Origin of the sequence: Phenylobacterium sp., from assembly GCF_020402505.1 — a bacterium.
Lineage (GTDB): Bacteria > Pseudomonadota > Alphaproteobacteria > Caulobacterales > Caulobacteraceae > Phenylobacterium.
The window spans coordinates 1-14,561 of sequence record NZ_JADBZL010000071.1 but is presented as its reverse complement, the minus strand read 5'-3'; the positions used below and the strand labels follow the sequence as shown (position 1 = coordinate 14,561).

Annotated in this window: 14 protein-coding genes and 1 pseudogene; 12 read left to right on the top strand and 3 right to left on the bottom strand. The window is 67.9% G+C overall.

Annotation, left to right across the window (positions count from 1 at the left end):
• Positions 1-1,392: CocE/NonD family hydrolase (locus IM632_RS05785; protein WP_296552097.1), on the bottom strand; the 1,392-nt coding region annotated here is incomplete at its 3' end.
• A 452-nt stretch (positions 1,393-1,844) separates the two neighbouring features.
• On the opposite strand from IM632_RS05785, the gene IM632_RS05780 reads away from it, so the two are divergent.
• A complete protein-coding gene (locus IM632_RS05780; protein ID WP_296480760.1) occupies positions 1,845-3,227 on the top strand; it encodes a M24 family metallopeptidase in 1,383 nt (460 codons plus the stop codon).
• Between the two features lie 37 nt (positions 3,228-3,264).
• On the opposite strand, the gene IM632_RS05775 is transcribed toward IM632_RS05780, so the two are convergent.
• On the bottom strand, positions 3,265-3,696 hold the full coding sequence (locus IM632_RS05775; RefSeq protein ID WP_293520108.1) for an Lrp/AsnC family transcriptional regulator: 432 nt from the start codon (positions 3,694-3,696) through the stop codon (positions 3,265-3,267).
• A 120-nt stretch (positions 3,697-3,816) separates the two neighbouring features.
• On the opposite strand from IM632_RS05775, the gene IM632_RS05770 reads away from it, so the two are divergent.
• The 5 genes from IM632_RS05770 (at position 3,817) to IM632_RS05750 (ending at position 9,034) form a co-directional block, all read left to right on the top strand.
• The gene (locus IM632_RS05770; RefSeq protein WP_296480765.1) at positions 3,817-4,923 is read left to right on the top strand and encodes a saccharopine dehydrogenase family protein; all 1,107 of its coding nucleotides are present in this window, start codon (positions 3,817-3,819) and stop codon (positions 4,921-4,923) included.
• Between the two features lie 29 nt (positions 4,924-4,952).
• On the top strand, positions 4,953-6,470 hold the full coding sequence (locus IM632_RS05765) for an aldehyde dehydrogenase family protein (protein WP_296480768.1): 1,518 nt from the start codon (positions 4,953-4,955) through the stop codon (positions 6,468-6,470).
• Positions 6,471-6,562: 92 nt separating this feature from the next.
• Entirely contained in the window at positions 6,563-6,892 is a 330-nt protein-coding gene (locus IM632_RS05760; protein WP_296480771.1) for a WYL domain-containing protein, read from the top strand.
• Positions 6,893-7,235: 343 nt separating this feature from the next.
• A complete protein-coding gene (locus IM632_RS05755; RefSeq protein ID WP_296480774.1) occupies positions 7,236-7,679 on the top strand; it encodes a MarR family winged helix-turn-helix transcriptional regulator in 444 nt (147 codons plus the stop codon).
• On the top strand, positions 7,676-9,034 hold the full coding sequence (locus tag IM632_RS05750; RefSeq protein ID WP_296480777.1) for an MATE family efflux transporter: 1,359 nt from the start codon (positions 7,676-7,678) through the stop codon (positions 9,032-9,034). The genes IM632_RS05755 and IM632_RS05750 overlap by 4 nt, the downstream gene beginning before the upstream one ends.
• 2 nt (positions 9,035-9,036) lie before the next feature.
• Here the strand turns inward: IM632_RS05750 and IM632_RS05745 are convergent, their stop codons facing one another.
• On the bottom strand, positions 9,037-11,130 hold the full coding sequence (locus tag IM632_RS05745) for a TonB-dependent receptor (protein WP_296518902.1): 2,094 nt from the start codon (positions 11,128-11,130) through the stop codon (positions 9,037-9,039).
• Positions 11,131-11,302: 172 nt separating this feature from the next.
• Between IM632_RS05745 and IM632_RS05740 the strand changes: the two genes are divergently transcribed.
• From IM632_RS05740 to IM632_RS05715, 6 genes and pseudogenes are all read left to right on the top strand, one after another.
• Entirely contained in the window at positions 11,303-11,689 is a 387-nt protein-coding gene (locus IM632_RS05740; RefSeq protein ID WP_296480782.1) for a DUF6249 domain-containing protein, read from the top strand.
• 9 nt (positions 11,690-11,698) lie between these two features.
• The gene (locus tag IM632_RS05735; RefSeq protein WP_296480784.1) at positions 11,699-12,235 is read left to right on the top strand and encodes a sigma-70 family RNA polymerase sigma factor; all 537 of its coding nucleotides are present in this window, start codon (positions 11,699-11,701) and stop codon (positions 12,233-12,235) included.
• Entirely contained in the window at positions 12,232-12,606 is a 375-nt protein-coding gene (locus tag IM632_RS05730) for a hypothetical protein (RefSeq protein ID WP_296480787.1), read from the top strand. The genes IM632_RS05735 and IM632_RS05730 overlap by 4 nt, the downstream gene beginning before the upstream one ends.
• 4 nt (positions 12,607-12,610) lie before the next feature.
• Positions 12,611-13,474, top strand: a complete 864-nt coding sequence (panB, locus tag IM632_RS05725; protein WP_296480790.1) for a 3-methyl-2-oxobutanoate hydroxymethyltransferase — start codon at positions 12,611-12,613, stop codon at positions 13,472-13,474.
• Positions 13,475-13,590: 116 nt separating this feature from the next.
• Positions 13,591-14,349, top strand: coding sequence for a tetratricopeptide repeat protein (locus tag IM632_RS05720; protein ID WP_293515815.1), 759 nt, complete (start codon positions 13,591-13,593; stop codon positions 14,347-14,349).
• Positions 14,346-14,561 (top strand): annotated as a pseudogene (locus IM632_RS05715) (dehydrogenase); the annotation flags it as partial. The gene IM632_RS05720 and the pseudogene IM632_RS05715, both read left to right, overlap by 4 nt.

Genomic DNA, 14,561 nt, shown 5'->3' with positions numbered 1-14,561 from the left:
CTTCAGTTCCACAACGTCAGCGCGTTCCAGCAGCGGTCGCTGATCCAACATGCCGGCGGGGGCCCTCAGGTGGTTGCCGCCCAGGGTTGGCGTGGGAGCGGCGGGGTTGAGCGTCAACGCACGCTCCGGCGCCGCCAGCGTCGAAACGACCGACGGAGCGCCCGCCAATGGCCACACCGGCGAACTGCGCAGAGGCCCGTCGGGCTGCCCTGCCAGCACATACTGAACTCTAGGCCAGTTCTGGGCGCCGTTTGCTTCGCCCTTCAGCCAGTGGTCGAACCAGAGGAACATCGGCTTGGTCGGCCACCGCTCGGGATCGTCGATGTCGTAGTGAGTACCATCCAGAATGATCAGCTTCTGATCACCGCGGGCCGCCTGCATGCGTCCGAAGGACTTGAACGCGCTCTCCTGGAACAAATCGTGCCACATCGAGACGTGCAGAACCGGCGCGTGGATGCGGTCTGTCACGTCCAGTTGAGCCAGCGTTGCAGGGTTTCGACCTGCCGCCAGCAGGTCGGCCCAGCGCGGCTGCAATTGGCTGGCGATGGGAAAGTCCGGAACGATTGCGCGCGTCCACCAGCTTGATTGCGCCGGATCCCCCGCCTCGAGCGCGTCGAAGATCTCACCCAGCGCAGCGCCGGCCTGGCCCTTAAGCTGGCCAATCTGCTGGGCGGTAAGGCCCAGCTTGGAGTCGTGGTCCTCGCTGTTGTCAAAGGACTGGCCCAGGACAAAGGGCAGCAGCGCTTCCCACTTGACGCGGCCTTCGGGAAAGATCACCCCGCCCAGGAAATCCGGCGAGGTGTTCTGTGCAAACACCGCCTTGATCGAGGTCCGCCCGGAGGCGGCCGCCTGCAGCGAGGCCACCCCGCTCGCCGAGTCGCCGAAGACGCCGATCTTGCCGTTCGACCAGGGCTGCCGCTCGACCCAGCGGATCAGTGTCTCACCGTCGCTCAACTCGTCGCGGACGAACAGGCTGAAAATCCCGTCCGATGTGAATCGGCCCCGCATCACCTGGACCACAAGGGCGTAGCCGCGGTCGGTGGCCTCGGTCCAGCCCACATCCTCAGGTCGGGTCTCGATCTCGGCGTTCGCATGCTCTTCCGGGAAACCACCCACCGGCGTGATCGGGATCTCGTAGGGCGTTCGCATCACCAGGGTGGGAAAAGGTCCATTGCCCTGAGCGGGAAGATAGACATAGGTGGACAGGCGCGTGCCGTCGGCGCCGGGCACCTTCAATTCGGCCACCCGGTGGCCGGCGACAGCCCGTCGAAACTCGCTCAGGCCGACGACAGCCAGTTCAGGGCCGGAACTGCCGCCGCCGCCTCCGCCACCGCCGCCGCATGCGGCAAGTAGCGAAACACATAACAAAGTTACCCACTTCACGATCTTCACGATTCAGCTCCTCGATGAACAAAGGTGACTGGGTGGAGATGATGATGTGCAGGGCAGGAGGACCCCAAGAGGATCGAGGCGGCCTTTGCATCAACGGCGGATCGACTGCACCAACGTCGAGGGGCGCCCCGCACCAACGGCGCGGGTTGTGCATCAACGGTCTTGAGGCCGTCTCGGCGCGCCCAGTGGTCGGGCTGGGATCGATCGATTGCAGCTGCGATCGCTGTAGCCTGCAGTGGACTGAGAGCATGCTGTTACTGGCCCAGTTCTCAGAGGCTTTCCCTTGGCGCAACAGGTCGATGCGCGCCATCTGAGCGGGCCGTCGCAGATCCAGGAGCGTCGGCAGGCGAAGGTTGACGGCGGCGTCCTGGGTGTACGCCAGCGCGCCGGGCCTGCTAGGGAGGATCAAGGACTGACCGGCCCCGGGTGGGCCTGATGCGAGGAGGACTCACATGCAGCGCAAACCCTTCCTGTCGGGCCTCGTCCTTGCGGCCTGGATGGCCCTGGCCGGGTCCGCCGCCGCCGCCCCGGCAACACCCTACCGCCCGGACCAGGGCCGGGACTTCGCCTCGGCTGATCATCTTGATGTCCTGGCGGGTCCTGCGCGGGTCGAGGTGGAGAACCGGATCCTGGCGGATCGGCTCGATACGCTTCTGCCGCGCCTGATGGCCGAGTCCGGCCTGGACATGTGGGTCGTCATCAACCGCGAGTACGCTGAGGACCCCGTCTATTTCACACTCGTCCCGCAGCCGTCCTTCGCCGCCCGCCGGACGACCATGCTGGTCTTTTTTCGCAAGGCCGACGGGACGGTGGAGCGCCTTTCCGTCAATCGCTACCCCTTGGGAGGCCCCTATACGGCGGCCTGGTCCGGAGGCGACCTGGACGCCCAGTGGAAGGCCCTGGCGGATGTGATCGTGAGCCGCAATCCCCAGCGCATCGGGATCAATGTGTCGCGGCACTGGCCCGTGGCGGACGGCCTGACCGCCGCCCTTCGGGACCGGCTGGAAGAGGTCCTGCCCGCCGGCTACGCGCAGCGTCTCACCCCGGCCGAGCCCCTGGTGATCCGTTGGCTGGAGACCCGCACGCCCGCGGAGATCGAGGTCTATCCCCAGGTCGTCGCCTTGGCCCGGGGCGTGATCGCTGAGGCCTTCAGCGAGCGGGTGATCACGCCGGGCGTCACCCGGACCGAGGATGTGGCCTGGTACATCCGCAGCCGCTTCGAGGGCCTGGGCCTGCCAGTCTGGTTCTTCCCGGACGTGAACCTGCAGAGGCGAGGGACGGCCTGCACTGCGGAGGGCGCCTTCTGCGGCGAGGAGGGGGTGATCCAGCGCGGGGATGTCCTCCACACCGATGTGGGCATCTGCTACCTGAAGCTCTGCACGGACACCCAGGAAATGGGTTATGTCCTGCGCCTGGGCGAGACGGCGCCGCCGGCGGGGCTGCTTGCCGCGATGGAGGCGGGCAATCGCTGGCAGGACCTGCTGACCGCGAACTTCTCCACCGGCCGGACCGGCAACGAGGTGCTGGCCAGGGCGCTCGAGGCCTCCCGCAAGGCCGGCCTGAGGGCCAGCGTCTATAGCCATCCCCTCGGGTTCTTCGGTCATGCGCCTGGGCCGACCATCGGCATGTGGGACAACCAGGGGCGGACGGCGGTACAGGGCGACTGGCCCCTGCATGCGAACACCGGCTACGCCATCGAGGGGAATATCCGGCACGCGGTTGCGGAGTGGGGAGGACAGTTCGTCCAGATGAAGCTGGAGCAGAGCGCCCTCTTTGACGGAGAGCGGGTGATCTACCTCGCGGGACGGCAGACGAGCTGGCATCTGGTGCGTTAAGGCCGCGCCCCCCGGGATCTGCGGCCCCCGGCGCCCGCTACCGCCGGAACTTGGTCGCCAGGATGATGGCGGAGTTGGTCCGCTCAACCCCCGGCATCAGGCCGATCCGGTCGATGGCGGCGTCCAGCTCGGCCACGTTGGCGGCCGAGGCGATGGCGATCATGTCGTACTCGCCGCTGACCGAGTGCAGCTCGCGGACCTGGGGCAGGGCCCGGGCCGCCGCCTCCACCGCCCGGGACTCCCGGGGCGCCACCTTGATCAGGACATGGGCGCGGACCGCCCCGGCCTCGAAGTCTTCAGCGAGCCGGAGGGCGTAGCCCTGGATCACGCCCCTGCGCTCAAGGCGCTCCAGCCGCCCCTGCACGGTGGTGCGCGACCGGCCCACCCGCCGGGCGAGGTCCGCCGTGCTCTCCCGCGCGTTCTCCCGCAGGGCGGCCAGCAGGGCCTGGTCGATCTCATCGAGTTGCATTACGCCGACTTATCTCGTCATTTCGCCGAAACAAACCCGGCGGAACGTCTATCTGGACCTGTACACCGTCGGAGAACCGGGGCCCACTGAATCTGTTGCAGCGGCGCCGGAGGTCGGGTCATGAAGCACGTGGCGATTGTCGGGGCGGGTAAAATTGGCGGGGTGATCGCCGATCTTCTCGCAGGGTCCGGGGACTACGACGTCGAAATCTTCGACGCCTCGGCGAGCAGCCTGGAACGACTGGTGACCCAGCGCCCGGTGCGCCGGCGCCTGATGGATGTCCGCAGCGAGGCCTTCCCTGAGGCCCTGCGGGGCGCGTTCGCCGTCCTGAATGCGGCCCCCTACCACGCCACCACGGCGGTCGCCCGCGCCGCCCGTGCGGCCGGAGTGCACTACCTGGACCTGACCGAAGACGTGGCCAGCACGCGGGAGGTCAAGGATCTTTCGCAGGGCGCGCCTTGCGCCTTCATCCCGCAATGCGGCCTGGCGCCCGGCTTCATAAGCATTGTCGCCCACGATCTGGCGTCCCAGTTCGACAGCCTGGAGGAGGTCCGTCTCCGGGTCGGCGCCCTGCCGCAGTACCCCAGCAACACTCTGAACTACAACATGACCTGGAGCACGGACGGGGTCATCAACGAGTATTGCGAGCCGTGTGAAGCGATCGTCGATGGCCGCCTGCGCGAAACCCAGGCCCTGGAGGAGCGCGAGGAGTTCTCGCTGGATGGCGTCACCTATGAGGCCTTCAACACCTCGGGCGGTCTGGGAACCCTCTGCGAGACCCTGGCCGGCAGGGTGCGCAACCTGAACTACCGGACCATCCGCTATCCCGGGCACGCCGCCATCATGAAGACCCTGCTGCACGATCTGGGTTTGCGGGACCGCCGGGACGTGCTGAAGGACATCCTTGAGAACGCCGTACCCTCGACCCTGCAGGACGTCGTCGTGATCTTCGTCACGGTCAGCGGTCGCAAACACGACGCCCTGGTGCAGGTGAGCTACGCCAACAAGGTCTACGCCGCCCCGGTGGCGGGCGTGCTGCGCAGCGGCATCCAGATCACCACCGCCTCCGCCATCTGCGCGGTTCTGGACATGCTGGCGTCGGGCGACCTTCCCCGGAAGGGATTCGTGCGGCAGGAGCAGATCGCGCTGCCGACCTTCCTGGCCAACCGTTTCGGCCGAAACTATGCCGCAGAAGCCTCCGGGCCGGTTGGCGCCCGGGTGGCTTGAGCCCGATCGCATACAGGGGAGACAGACGCATGACTCGCCAACCCATCGGGGCCGCAGAGGAGGCCAGGGCCCTTCTTGACGCACTTGGCGTTCCCGCGGCGGCCTTGTCGGGCGGCGACCGGATCGCCCGCACCCCTGTGACCGGTGAGGAGATCGCCAGGCCTGTCGAAACGTCACCAGCCGACGCCGTCCTGGGGATTGACCGGGCGCACAGGGCCTTTCTGGCCTGGCGGAATGTCCCGGCGCCCCGTCGCGGCGAGCTGGTCCGGCTGTTCGGCGAGGAACTTCGGGCGGCGAAGGCGGACCTGGGTCGCCTTGTGACCCTGGAGGCGGGAAAGATCACATCCGAGGGCCTCGGCGAGGTCCAGGAGATGATCGATATCTGCGACTTCGCCGCCGGCCTTTCTCGCCAGCTCTACGGCCTCACCCTGGCCACCGAGCGCCCCGATCACCGGATGATGGAGACCTGGCACCCGCTGGGCGTGGTGGGCGTGATCTCCGCCTTCAACTTCCCCGTAGCCGTCTGGGCCTGGAACGCGGCGCTGGCTTTCGTCTGCGGCGACTCCGTGGTCTGGAAGCCCTCGGAGAAGACCCCGCTCACGGCCCTGGCCGTGCAGGCCCTGTTCGAGCGGGCGGCGGCCCGGTTCGGCCCGGACGCCCCGCCGGATCTGTCGGTCCTGCTGCTGGGGGGCGCCGAGGTGGGCGAGGTGCTGGTGGATCATCCCCGCGTCCCGCTCGTCTCGGCAACGGGCTCCACGGCCATGGGACGCAAGGTGGCGCCCCGGCTGGCGGCCCGCTTCGCCCGGGCCCTTCTCGAGTTGGGTGGAAACAACGCCGCCATCCTGACGCCCAGCGCGGACCTGGACCTCGCCATCCGGGCCGTGGCCTTCGCGGCGATGGGCACGGCGGGGCAGAGGTGCACCACGCTCCGCCGGCTCTTCGTTCATGAGGCGGTGTATGATGAAGTCGTTGCGCGCCTGAGGGCTGTCTATGCCCGCGTAACGGTAGGCGACCCCCGAGAGGACGGCGTCCTGGTGGGCCCGCTCATCGATCCCGCCGCCCGCTCGGCGATGTCGGCGGCGCTTGGCGAGGCCGCTGCGGCCGGGGGGAGGGTGTATGGCGGCGAGGGGGTCGACCGTCCCGGGGCCTATGTCCGCCCGGCCCTGGTGGAGATGCCCGGCCAGTCCCCGATCGTCCTCAGAGAGACATTCGCCCCGATCCTTTACGTGATGAAGTACCAGGACCTGGGGGCCGCGATCGCCGCCCAGAACGCCGCGCCCCAGGGCCTGTCCTCCTCGATCTTCACCCGGGATCTGCTGGAGGCGGAGCGCTTCCTGTCGGCGGAGGGCTCGGACTGTGGCATCGCCAACGTCAATATCGGGCCGTCCGGGGCTGAGATCGGCGGCGCCTTCGGAGGCGAGAAGGAAACCGGCGGCGGACGGGAGTCCGGGTCGGACAGCTGGAAGGCCTACATGCGCAGGGCGACCAACACCATCAACTACGGGTCAGCCCTGCCTCTCGCCCAGGGCGTGACCTTCGACGTCTGAGGACGGGCGGCGGACGACCGGGCTAGCCTCGGCGGGACCGCCTGTGCTTTGTTTCCCGCACTACGCCGGACAGGATCAGGCCGTTGGGGGGCATGGCGACGCGGATCGACGCACTCCGGTTTCCCGGTCCCGGGAGCGACCCGCCGCCGCGGGGATCGCCGCTTCTGGAAGCGGCGATCTCCCGTCGCCTGAGGGTGACCCTCTCCTACTGCGACCGGTGCGGCTTTCCCACCCTGCGTCGCGTACGCCCCCTCGCCATCGTTGCGGGCCCTCGTGGAGCGCTGCTGATCGCCTGGTGCGAGCGACGACGGGACTTCAGGAACTTCAGACTGGACCGGATCTGCGCCTTACGGCCGGGTTCGCGGTTTCCGGAGACACAGGGTAAGGAACTCGCCGATTACCCTGGCGGCGGCTGGATTTGAAAGCCCCGTCCGCCAGCTGCCTGCGTCCAGCTCGAGCACCCCCCTTGCGAGCAGCCGGATGGCGACGGGGCCCACTATGCCCAACAGTTGGATGCCGCCGGCTCGAGTATGGACGGCCGCAGTTTCATAAGGGTTGAAGGGGCCGATCAACGCGACCTGTTTCCGGCGGACCGTCACAGCCGTCGGCAGAATGAAGCGCATCCGTCCCGATGGATTCCCTGGCGGAGTGAAGCGGGTCTGACCGCGCAGGGGCGGCGTCTCGCGGCAGGGTCGGGACGAAGGGGGGCGTTGACCACCGCTCCTGGCGCCCAATAAAGTGTAATTACACCTAATGGAGTCTCCGATGGACCCGACCGACGATCTCCTCAATCCCATCCACTGCGTGAGCCACAATCTGCAGAAGACCGCGCGTGTGGTGGCGGGCGTCTACGCGGGTGAGCTTCGAAGCTGCGGGCTCAGCCGTGGACAGTTCCCGATCCTCCAGCAACTGGAGGCTTCGGCCGGTGGGGTCGCCATGTCGGTACTCGCACAGAGGCTCTACATGGACCGTACGACGCTGACCCGGAACCTCTCGCCACTCGAAAAGGCGGGGCTGGTTGTCCGTGACTCGGATCCGGATGACGCCCGGGTCCGGCGGGTGATGATCACCGAGGCGGGCCGCAGTCGGCTGGTCGAGGGTCGAAAAGCCTGGCGTCGCGCCCAGGCCATGACCCTTGAACGTATTGGCGCGGACTCCTGGAAGAGCCTGGAGGACGACCTCCGCCGTGTCCGGAAGGCCCTGTCATGACCTCATCCCCCGCCGCCTCTCCGCTCCTGACCGATCCGCCCATGCGGCTGCTGGTCAGGATGGCGGGGCCCAGCGCCCTGGCGTTTCTGGTCCAGGCAGGAGTTTCCATGGCGGAAGCCGGCTTCATCGCCCGGCTGGGCCTGGTGCCTCTCGCGGCCATCGCCCTGATGCTGCCGGCCCTGATGCTGATGCAGATGCTGGCCAATGGCGCCCTGGGCGGTGCGGTCTCAAGTTCGGTCGCGCGCGCGCTTGGCCGTGGCGACAGTGCGGCGGCGAACGCCTTCATCTGGCATGCGCTCGTGATCGCCGGCCTCGCGAGCCTGGTTTTCGGTGGTCTTTTTGCGAGTTTTGGACATGCGCTTCTCGTCGCCACCGGCGCCCCGCATTCGGTTGTCGCCGAAGCCCATGAGTATGGCCTCGTGCTTTTCCTTGGAGTGGCGCCGATCTGGATCTCTGCGTTTCTGACCTCGGTTGTGCGCGGGACGGGCGATATGCAGTTCCCGGCCAGACTGATGATCATCGGCTCGCTGGTGCAGATTCCGCTGTCCGGAGCGCTCATGCTGGGGGGGCTTGGCCTGCCTGGCCTGGGATTGAAGGGGTCCGCTGTCGCCGTGATCCTGGTCTCCGCCGGCAGCTCCCTTGTACTGGTCTGGCGGCTCCTGAAGCCGGGTCAGGCGATCCGGCTGACCCTCCAGGCATGCCGCCTCCGGCTGGCGTACTTTGCGGACATCCTCCGGGTGGGGGCGCTGGCCTCTCTCTCCCCGGTCTCGACTGTGCTGACCATCGCCGTTCTCAACACCCTGATTGGTCGCTTCGGCGTGGAGACTCTGGCGGGCTACGGCGTGGTGGCGCGGGTCGAGTTCCTGCTCGTCCCCCTGGTCTTCGGGATCGGGGCCGCGCTCACGGCCCTGGTAGGGGTCAACATGGGCGCCGGACAAGTGGCCCGCGCCGAGCGTATCGGGTGGATGGGCGGTGGTGCGGCGGCGGCCCTGGCGGGGGCCGTGGGACTTGTCCTGGCGGTGGCGCCCGGCCTCTGGACCGGTCTCTTTACCCGCGATCCCGCCAGTCTGTCGGCCGGGGCGCTGTATCTTCACATCGTCGGCCCCGTCTTCGCCTTCCAGGGATTGGGCCTCGCCCTCTATTTCGCTTCACAGGGCGCCGGCGCCGTCCTTTGGCCCATCATCGCCACCCTCTTGAGGTTGGTCATCTGTGTTGGTGGCGCCGCTATGGTCATGCGTTCGCCCCAGCCTTCTCTGGCCGGGGTTTACGCCTGCATCGCAGCAGGAATGGTTGCCTACGGCGCCTTGACGGCCGCCGCTCTCTGGAGAGGCGCCTGGCGCCGCAAGAGGGGGTGACCTCAGAAGGTGAAGGCCAGTCCCAGCGATACCGACCGCCCCGGGGATGGCGCTATGTCCTTCAGGTAGGAGGCGTGTTCCCGGATCTCGGCGTCGGTCAGGTTGCGTCCGCGAAGGCTGACCGTGACCGGCGTGTCGGCCAGCGGCCGCCAGGCCAGGCTGGCGTTGATCGCGGTATGGCCGTCCGTTTCGATCTCGAAGGGAGCGGTCCGGGTCTGATCCCCGACATGACGGAGCTCGACCGACGCATCTAGGGTCTCTGACTCCCATGAAAGCTCCCCCGTCACACCGAAGGCGGGAATGCGGGGCGGCGCCCCGAGATCGGTGTCGCCTCGAACGACATCACCCGAAAGGCTCCCCAACAGACGGCCCTCGGCCCGTGTGAGAAGGGTTTGCACCGCTTCGATCTCGAAACCAATGAAGTCCGCATCGGTCTGCCGGAAATTGAAGACCGGCAGGTCATCATAGACCTCTCCTGTCGGCCGCTCCTCAATGAAGCCGTCATATCGCGCAGTCCAGACGTGGGCCTGGATCCGGGTTGCGTCGCTGGTCCAGCGCAACGTGGCCTCCAGTGACAGGGCCCTTTCCGAGGACAGGGTCGGATCGCCGACCTCCCAGGTCCCGGTGCCCTCGTGGGGGCCGTCGGCAAAGAGTTCGAACTCGGTTGGCGCACGGCCGCTGAGGGACAGCGTCAGCGCCAGGAAGAGCGGATCTGACGGTCTCCAGAAGGCGCCGGCCGAGGCCGAGACATTCGTGAAGGAGCGGGTATCCGGCGTCTTGCTCCAGTCGAGCCCCGCCTCGATCCCCGGCGGACTGGTCTCACGACCGTCCAGTTCCGCGCGCAGTTCGCGAGCGTCAATCCGCAGACCTGCGTCCAGCCCGAACTTGCCGAAGTCGAACCTCTGCAGGGTGAAGGCCCCCATCTCGTTGATCTCGACGCCGGGTATGAAGGCCTCGTCGCCAATCGCCTCCAGGTTAAGGGTCAGCGCCTGGAGCCCGAAGGCGCCCTGGCGACCTGGCGATCCCCGCATGACCAGCTCGACACGACCTTCCGTGCCGTCGGACAGAAAGCGCGTCCCGGCCTTGCCTTCCTCGATCTTGATCTCGGCGTGCTCGTAGTCGGCCCGTCCCACAGCCAGCCGGACCTTTTCGATCCAGCCGTCGTGAATGGGGGTCTCGCCTTTCAGGTCCCAGCGGGTCTGCTTCATGTGAAGCCGGATCAATTCGGGCTCGGATTCGCTGACGACCTGTTCGAAGGGAAGCCCGTAGCCTGTGTCAGTTCTCTTCACCGAGAGGCCGAGGAAGCCGCCATCACCCCCGAGCAGGGAAGCTCCCAGGCCCCAGGCGTCGGCTTCCAGCGAAACGTTTCTCAGGGTCTTGTCAGCCGACCGAACCAGGCCTTCCTCCGCAGCGAGGCGATCGGACACCGGCCTTACCGGCGTGGCGTAGTCGTCGGATCGCCGCGTAGATCCGTCGAAGACGAGGACAAGAGGACCGGCGTCCACCATCGCAGCGCCGGAAGCAGCCCGGCCGTTGTCGGCAGATGACCAGGAGATCGCGCCGCGGCCTTCCATCCGCCCATCAGGTCGCCGGGAGGGCACCCTGTCGTCCAGGACATTGACGACGCCTCCGATGCCGGCGCCCCCGTAGGCGAGGGTTGACGGCCCCCGGAGCACCTCGATCCGGCTGGCCTGGCCCGCCTCGCTCGGGACCGCGTGGTCGGGCGACAGGGAGCTGGCGTCGACCATGCCGACGCCGTTCTGCAGAAGCAGGACCCGCGCCCCGGACAAGCCGCGGATGACGGGGCGGCTGGCGCCGGGGCCATAGGCGGTCGAGCGCAGGCCCGGAAGACCTGCGAGAAGATCACCAATGCCAGCGGGCGGCGCCCGGCTGAGGGCTTCGGCCGTGACCAGGTTGACGCTCGTGGTGACGGTGTCCAGGGAGACGGCGTATGGCGCCGCGGTCACCACCACTTCGGCGACCGTCGGCGGATCGCTTGCGGCGAGGGCCGCAGGCGCGGCGAGCGCTATGAGGGCCCCTGAGGCGGCGCCGGTGAGAAGGGACGTAAGGCGATGAGGGCGGGGGCTCGAGGTCATTCCTTGGGCATATGTTATACAATAACGGATTTCAAGGCGTTGAGCGGGAGGTCCGTGGCCCGGTCGACAGGATGATCACGGAAACGTGAACTTTAGGGCTGCAACCCAATCACCCGCTTCGGGCTCGTATCATCATCCGGTCAATCCCGACCGCCATCCATGGATCTGCGTGATGTCCAGCGAATCGATCGAGTCCAGCCTGCAATTCTTCCTTCTCATGTCCTTCCTCGCCGCCGTCGTGCTGGGCAGCCAGTACTTCCAAGGCCGGCGACGCGCCCGGATCCACGAGACCATCGAACTCGCCATCCGGCAGGGGCAGCCGGTACCGCCTGAGCTTCTGGAACTCCTGGCGCGGCGGGAAGGAAACACCAAACCTCCCAGCGATCTGCGGTGGGGCCTGATCGCCGTTTCCGTGGGCGTAGGGCTCGCCATCTTCGGCCAGATCATGGGCTCGATCGACGCTGAGGCCCGGACAGCCCTCACCGGTGCGGCGGCGATCCCCGGCTGTATCGGCGTCGCGGGCATCCTGTTGCACCTCCTGGGCCGCAAGTCTTCCTGAACCGTGGCCGTGTCGCCGCCCTTCCGATGGGACGGAGTCCCGGACCCGCTCCTTGCCAGCCGCGCCGCGGCTGGCGATACGGCGGCGTTCGCCCTCCTGGTCCAGCGCAGCCTGGGCCCCCTGCGCGCCTTTCTGCGCCGGCTTGGCGCCCCCCCGGACCTCGCCGATGACCTGGCCCAGGACGCCCTGGTCGCGGCCTTCGAGCACATCGGGGAGTACCGGGGGGAGGGCGCCTTCGGGGCATGGGTCCGCAAGATCGCCGCCCGGCGCTATCTTCGAACTCTTCGCGCGAGCCGCAGGTTTGAGTCTCTCGACGAAGCGCCCGAGGCCTACTTGCCGGCGCCGGATACCGGGAGACGCCTGGACCTGGACGCCGCACTGGCGCGGCTTCCGGAGGCCCAACGTCTCTGCGTGAGCCTGCAGCACGGGGCCGGGTACTCCGCCTCGGAGATCGCCATGGCGTTGGCCTTGCCCGAAGGTACGGTCAAATCCCATATCGCCCGCGGGCTCACCCGCCTTCGGCAGGAGCTTGGACCCGAGAGATGACCCACCCCGCTGAAGCCAAAGCCCAAGACTTCTCCCGCCAGCTCGAGACCCTGTTCGCCGAAGCGTCTCCATGGCTTCACGCTCCGGATCTGGAGGCGCGTATCCTTGGCCGAATTCGCCGCCGCCGCCGCATGCGGACCCTTATTCTCGGTCTCGGGGCGCTGACCGGAATCGCGGTCGCCGCCCGCGGCCTGGCGGAGGCCCGGCTTCCGGTGTTTCCAGCCTGGAGACTTTCCGACCAGCTGGCTGGGAATTCAGCGATCGACTTGCTATATGCCGCCGTCGGGGCGGGTGGGATCGCGCCTGCCGTCATCGCCGGCGGAGCGACCTTGCTGGGATTGGCGTTCGCGAGGATTCTCGAGGAGGTCTGAAACCATGTCGGCGCATGCGTCTGCGGCGGAGAGCCGCATCAGCGTCCGGGATATTCGTCACCGCAAGGGCGGCGCACCCCTGGTCTGCCTGACGGCGTACACCGCGCCGATGGCCAAACTTCTGGACCCGCACTGCGACATCCTCCTGGTGGGGGACTCCGTCGGCATGGTGCTCCACGGCCTGCCCAGCACGGTGGGCGTGACCCTGGACATGATGATCCTGCATGGTCAGGCGGTGATGCGGGGATCCCGGCGAGCCCTGGTCGTGGTGGACATGCCCTTCGGGTCCTGCGAGGGCGCGCCTGAGTCGGCCTTCGCCAACGCCGTTCGGGTTCTGCAGGACACCGGCGCGCAGGCGGTGAAGGTGGAGTGCGCCCCCGCTGTCATTCCCAATGTCAGATATCTGGTCGAGCGTGGGGTGCCTGTCATGGGCCATGTCGGTCTGCGGCCCCAGGCGGTCCTGGTCGAGGGGGGCTTTCGCGCCCGGGGCCGCGAGGAGGCCGAGCGCCTCCAGATCCTTGAAGAGATGAGGGGCGCCGTAGACGCCGGTGTCTTTGCTCTGGTCGTGGAAGGGGTCGCCGAATCCCTGGCTGCGGAAATCACGACCCAATGTCCGGTCCCGACCATCGGCATCGGGGCGTCCGCCGCCTGCAATGGTCAGATTCTGGTGACCGAGGACATGCTGGGTCTTTTCGAGCGGTCCCCCCGCTTTGTCCGCCGTTATGCGAATCTGCGCGCCCTCGTCTCCAGTGCGGTGGAGCGCTACTCAGAGGACGTCGCCCACCGCCGTTTCCCCGGGTCAGGTGAGACCTACTTCTCCTCGAAGCGCCGTCCGGGTGCGCCCGTCGTGGATATTCCGGCCGGCTAAAGGCGGCGCCACGCTTCCGCCATGCGTCGGCGGCACTGTCCGCCCGTTGCGGCGGACCGGTCGGCGCTATAGTTTCCGGCGCGCCGGGTCGCGGCGCCCAATGCGGAGTCTCCAGAGTGGTCGACGTTTTCGAGGAGGTCGAGGAGCAGATCCGCTCCGACCGCTATCGCGCCCTGGCGCTCAAGGTGCTTCCCTGGTTCATCGGGTTGGTCGTGCTGAGCCTTGCGGGCGTTGGCGGATGGCAGGGCTACCGCGCCTGGACCGCCTCGCAGGCGGCGAAGGCCTCGGAAACCTACGCCCAGGGGATCGAGGCCATGCAGGCGGGTCGGGCTGCTGAGGCCAAGGCCGCCTGGGAGACCGTCGCCAAGTCGGGGAGCGGCGCTTACAAGTCCCTCGCTCTGCAGCATCTGGGCGCCCTGCGCCTTTCCGAACGCGATACGGCGGGTGCAGTGGACTTCTTCGACAAGGCGGCCAAGGCGGCCCCGGACCCGCTCATCGCAGACGCGGCGCGGTTGAAGTCGGTCTACGCCCTGCTGGACACGGCCCCTCGAGCCGAGATCGATACGCGGCTGGAGCCGCTTCTCAAGCCCGGCCGACCGTTCCAGATCCAGGCGCGGGAGGCTGCGGCCTTCTCCAAGCTTCTCGCCGGAGACACCGCGGGCGCCCGGGCCGACTTCGTGGTCGTCTCGCTCTCGCCCGACGCTGCGGAGGGTGCGCGCAGCCGGGCCACGGCCGCCATGGCCCTGATCGACAGCGGTTCGGCGAAGGTCACCCGCGATCTGGTCAAGGCCGCCGCCGCCCTGCCGCCACCCCGGCCGCTCCCGCCCGGCGTCCTGCCGGGTGAGGGCCTTCCCTTGCAGGCGCCTGCCCAATGATCCGGCTCAACCTCCGCCTATCCATAGTCCTCGCCGGGGCGCTGCTCGTCTCAGGCTGCGCCCAGATCGGGAACGTCTTCAACTTCGGGGACGAGGGTCCCAGGGAGACGGCCCAGACCGAGAACAGGATCCCCCTTGTCGGATTCGACCAGGAGGTTCTGCCCGAGGAAGGATTGAAGGGCGCCGGATTCTACCTGCCCGATCCGTCGACG